Below are 2006 nucleotides of genomic sequence, written 5' to 3' on the forward strand. Positions count from 1 at the left end.
CGACAAGCAGCTGCAATAGATATTGATGTTTACGAAATAGGATAAAGCTGTTCATCGACCCAGATGGCAACTGACAGCGATCCTCAACCGACTGGTGCAGGTTCGTCTGGGCATGCCGCCCATCGATGGTGACCTGCTCCCCTGAAAAGTCCTCGATTTGAGGTTAGCCTGTTCTCCAACTGAGGAGACAGACGATGAAGAGAAGCCGTTTCAGCGAAGAACAGATCATTGGGATTTTGAAAGAGCATCAGGCCGGGCTCGGTGCGAAAGAGCTGTGCCGCAAGCATGGGATCAGTGACGCGACCTTCTACAAGTGGCGATCCAAGTACGGCGGCATGGAGGTGTCCGATGCGCGGCGACTGAAGACGCTGGAATCTGAGAACGCCAAACTGAAGAAGATGCTGGCTGAGCAGATGATGGATGTGGCCACGCTGAAAGTGACCCAGCCCCCTGAAATCAGGCCATTGAGGTGTTAGTAATCCGTCCAAGCAAAGGATGGACTATGAAACGCAGATTTAGCGACGAACAGATCATTGGAATGATCAAGGAATACGAGGCAGGCGTGAAAGCTCAGGAGTTGTGCCGCAAATATGGGATCAGCGATGCCACGTTCTACAAATACAAAGCCAAGTTCGGCGGAATGAACGTGTCGGATGCGAAGAAGTTGCGTGCGCTGGAAGATGAGAACAATCGTCTGAAACGGATGTTGGCGGATGCCATGCTGGACAACGCGGCGCTCAAGGATCTCGCGACAAAAAACTACTGACGCCTGACGTGAAGCGACGGGCCGTGTCGGACGTGATGGATCGGCACGGCCTGTCTGAGCGTCGGGCGTGTGAGCTGGCCGACCTGCACAGGTCTGTCTTTCAATATCAGAAGCAGAACCAGGATGATGAAGCCCTGCGCAAGCGTCTGCGCGAACTGGCGAATGAGCGTCGCCGGTTCGGTTATCGGCGTTTGGGCATCCTGTTGGCGAGAGAGGGCTTTGAGGTGAACCACAAGAAGCTGTTCCGGCTCTATCGCGAGGAAGGGCTGGTGGTGCGTCGCAGGCGGTCACGCAAACGTGCCTTGGGCACGCGGCGGCCTATATTCGTCCCGGATCGGGCCAATCAACGGTGGTCGTTGGACTTTGTGTCTGACGCTTTCGAAGACGGCCAGCGGTTCCGAGTGTTGTGCATCGTGGATGATTGCACGCGAGAGGCATTGGCAACCGTCGTGGATCGTTCGTTGTCTGGCGCGCGGATGACGCGCGAACTGGATGAACTGATCCGCAGGCGCGGACAGCCGGATATGATTGTCAGCGACAATGGAACGGAAATGACATCTCATGCTGTTCTCAGGTGGTGCCAGGATACTGGTGTCGGCTGGCACTACATCGCACCCGGAAAGCCCATGCAGAATGCCTTTGTCGAGTCATTCAATGGCAGGCTGCGAGACGAATGCCTGAACGAACACATTTTCGGTAACCTCGCCGAGGCCCGAAAGATCATTGAAAACTGGAGGATCGATTACAACACGCAGCGACCACACACGTCACTTGGCGGGCTGGCTCCAGCCGTCTACGCCAATCTCAACCGCGCCACCCGGCCTGCTTCGCTTGAGCTACGCAACGGCTCCGCTCAGCAGGCCTTGACCGCAACCTAAACACGAGAAAGAAACAGGAACGGATTCTACATCCAAACGGCCCGGATCAAGGGGCTGGGTCAGGTGACATGCTCAGGAACATGCGACCATCGGTGGAGAAGAACGGATCGCCGTAGCGTGTGTCATGGGTTGCCACCACTTCAGTCTCGACGGTCTCGGCAATAGCAGGCGAGAGCGCAGCGGCCGACAACATCGAACCCAGAAGTAGCTGTCTAAGGAGGGAGTGTTTCATTTAAATAGCCTCACTCATGCGATGTGTGTGAGTTCGTGCAGCCAGAATTTTTCGATCATTCCGTCTGTGGCATCCATGTAGGCATTTAAGTGGTCAGCACCCATGTGCGCCTGCCAGAGCTCGGGGCTGT

Annotated in this window: 2 protein-coding genes and 1 pseudogene; 2 read left to right on the plus strand and 1 reads right to left on the minus strand. The window is 55.7% G+C overall.

Going from position 1 to position 2006, the window contains the following annotated elements:
• Window positions 1-194: 194 nt before the first annotated feature.
• Both ACR0DO_RS19405 and ACR0DO_RS19410 read left to right on the plus strand, forming a co-directional pair.
• Window positions 195-437 (plus strand): annotated as a pseudogene (locus ACR0DO_RS19405) (transposase); the annotation flags it as partial.
• Window positions 438-502: 65 nt separating this feature from the next.
• A protein-coding gene (locus ACR0DO_RS19410) for an IS3 family transposase (protein WP_480500938.1) occupies window positions 503-1644 on the plus strand; the annotation gives its coding sequence in 2 pieces (ribosomal slippage) (window positions 503-749 and window positions 749-1644; 1143 coding nt in all).
• Between the two features lie 46 nt (window positions 1645-1690).
• Here the strand turns inward: ACR0DO_RS19410 and ACR0DO_RS19415 are convergent.
• Window positions 1691-1876, minus strand: coding sequence for a hypothetical protein (locus ACR0DO_RS19415; protein ID WP_480513379.1), 186 nt, complete (start codon window positions 1874-1876; stop codon window positions 1691-1693).
• Between the last annotated feature and the right edge of the window lie 130 nt (window positions 1877-2006).

The organism is Ruegeria sp. AM9 (genome assembly GCF_056540565.1).

Coding starts and splice junctions, on each gene's coding strand:
- ACR0DO_RS19415 (WP_480513379.1), bottom strand. CDS start 1,876: ATGAAACACTCCCTCCTTAGACAGCTACTTCTGGGTTCGATGTTGTCG.